Here is a 2,426-nt window from a genome sequence, read left to right as displayed (position 1 = left end):
GTGGGTTGAGCGGGCGCTCCCGGGAACTCCACGGCGTGGGCGTCGGGTGGCGCGGGCAGATCCGGCAGACCCGCCAGGTCCGGCGAACCCGCCAGGTCCGGCAGGCCCGGCACGTTCGGCAAGTCCGCCAGGTCCGGCAGGTTCGAAAGGCCCGGATGGGCGGGTGAGGCCGATCTCTCGCTCTCGGGTCCCCCCACCTCACCGACCACCCGAACGAGCCTCTGGCCGCTGATGACTTCGCCGGCCCGGACCTCCGGCCGCACCCTCACACCGTCTGCGCCGTTCTCCGCATGGGCCTGCTCCCCCCACAGCAGTCCGATGACCAACAACCCGCCGACCAACAGCGTCACTTGGAGCGCACGCCGCCCGGCCGCTGGGCGCAGCGTGCGCAACGCGGCTTCGGGCAGGGCTGTTGACCAGCTCAAGAGAGGGAGCTTCCTCCCGTGCGACGGAAGCGGTACCGCCCGGCCGACACCCCGCACGGCCGAGCAGGCGCCGATCCTCGCACGGGAGTGCGGAGGTTGCGCAAGCCCTTGCTTACCGATGGTCCGTCATGTCCGTTTGCTGCTCCAAGTCGGACGACGACCCATCGACCCATCAGTATCCGCCCCCTCGGGCAGGGCACTCACAGCACCCGTCACGCCGCATCCGGTATCGGCAACGGCCGCTTCTCGATCGCCGCCGCCATCACCTCCGGGAACAGGTCGGGCGTGCAGGCGAACGCCGGTGCCCCCAACGCCGCGAGGGCGGCCGCGTGCTCCCGGTCGTACGCCGGTGCCCCTTCGTCCGAGAGGGCGAGCAGGGTCACGAACTGCACGCCCGACGCCTTCATCGCGGACACCCGCTTGAGCATCTCGTTGCGTATGCCGCCTTCGTAGAGGTCACTGATCAGCACGACCACCGTCTCCGCGGGGCGGGTGATCTGCGACTGGCAGTACGCGAGCGCCCGGTTGATGTCCGTGCCACCGCCGAGCTGGGTACCGAACAGCACGTCGACCGGGTCGTCCAGCTGGTCCGTGAGATCGACTACCGCCGTGTCGAAGACGACGAGTCGCGTGGAGATCGTCCGCATCGAGGCGAGCACCGCCCCGAACACCGATGCGTAAACAACCGATGCCGCCATGGATCCCGACTGGTCGATACAGAGGATGACCTCCTTCTTCGTGGACTGGGCGGCCCGCCCGAACCCGATGAGCCGCTCCGGCACGATCGTTCGGTACTCGGGCAGGTAGTGCTTGAGGTTGGCCGCGATGGTGCGGTTCCAGTCGATGTCATGGTGACGGGGCCGGTTGATCCGGGCGCTTCGGTCGAGCGCGCCGGTGAGGGTGGCCCGGGTACGGGTGGCGAGCCGCTTCTCCAGGTCCTCGACGACCTTGCGCACGACGGCCCGGGCCGTCTCCCTCGTCGTCTCCGGCATCGCCTTGTTGAGCGACAGCAGCGTGCCGACGAGGTGCACGTCGGCCTCGACCGCCTCCAGCATCTCCGGCTCCAGCAACAGCGTGGCGAGACCGAGCCGGTCGATGGCGTCGCGCTGCATGACCTGCACGACGGAGGAGGGGAAGTACGTCCGGATGTCTGCGAGCCAGCGCGCCACGGACGGAGCCGACGCCCCGAGTCCCGCGGAACGGTCCCGGCCTCCCCGTGACCTGCCGTCCTTCCTGCCGTAGAGCGCGGTGAGCGCTCCGTCCATCGCCGCGTCCCGTCCCGACAGCGCGCAGCCGGTGCCGTCCGCCGCGTCGCCCCCGAGGACGAGCCGCCAGCGCCGCAGCCGCTCCTGCGCCGGGTCCGTCGTCTCGGACGTCATGCCCGCCCTCCCTCACGAGGCCGTTCCCACAGCCGTTCCCACAGCGGGATCACCGGTACGGTCGTCGACGGCCGCCCTTCCGCCCGGAACCCGCCCGCCACGGTGGCTCCCGTTTCCGGTGCCGTCGTCCGCTCTCTCAGTGCCTCGGTCGTCATCCCGTCACCCCCGCCAGGTCGTTGTCGGTGTTCTCGTCCACTTCGTCCAGCCCGAGCAGCAGCCGCACGACCGGCAGCACCGCGTCCGCGCGCACCGTGTCGAAGTCGGCCGCGAAGCCGGGCGTTCCGGTGCCGGCGGCTGTCGCGCCGCCCCCGGTTCCCGGTCCGCGTCGGACCAGTTCGCCGAGAGTCCGGCGCACTCCGGGCTCGTACGCGGAGAACGTCCGCCGCAGCAGGGGCAGTACGTCCGTGAACGCCTCGGCCGGCACCCCGGTCAGCCACGCGTCGACCAGTCCGAGCAGCCGCTCGTCGTGCACCAGGAGCATCCCGCCCCCGGAGGTCCCCCCGACGAAGCCCTCGATCCACGCGGCCGCGTCCGCCGGCGGTGTGCCCGGTGACAGGACGAGTCCCATCAGCAGTGCCGCCTCGTCCTGAGCCAGCTCCCCGTCGTCGAGCAGCAGCCGGAC

General features: G+C 71.2%; 2 protein-coding genes and 1 pseudogene. All 3 read right to left on the bottom strand.

Annotated elements, in window-relative coordinates:
* A pseudogene (locus C1J00_RS46090) lies at nt 1-425 on the bottom strand (hypothetical protein); the annotation flags it as partial.
* 212 nt (nt 426-637) lie between these two features.
* Nucleotides 638-1,804 (bottom strand): VWA domain-containing protein, encoded by a 1,167-nt coding sequence (locus tag C1J00_RS42110; RefSeq protein WP_102914079.1) that lies wholly within the window; start codon nt 1,802-1,804, stop codon nt 638-640.
* A gap of 151 nt (nt 1,805-1,955) precedes the next feature.
* The coding region (locus C1J00_RS42105; protein ID WP_245936728.1) for a DUF5682 family protein at nt 1,956-2,426 on the bottom strand (471 nt) is incomplete at its 5' end.

The organism is Streptomyces cahuitamycinicus, from assembly GCF_002891435.1.
Taxonomy (GTDB): domain Bacteria; phylum Actinomycetota; class Actinomycetes; order Streptomycetales; family Streptomycetaceae; genus Streptomyces; species Streptomyces cahuitamycinicus.
Note: the sequence above shows the minus strand (reverse complement) of the source record. Positions and strands in the feature narration are given on the sequence as shown.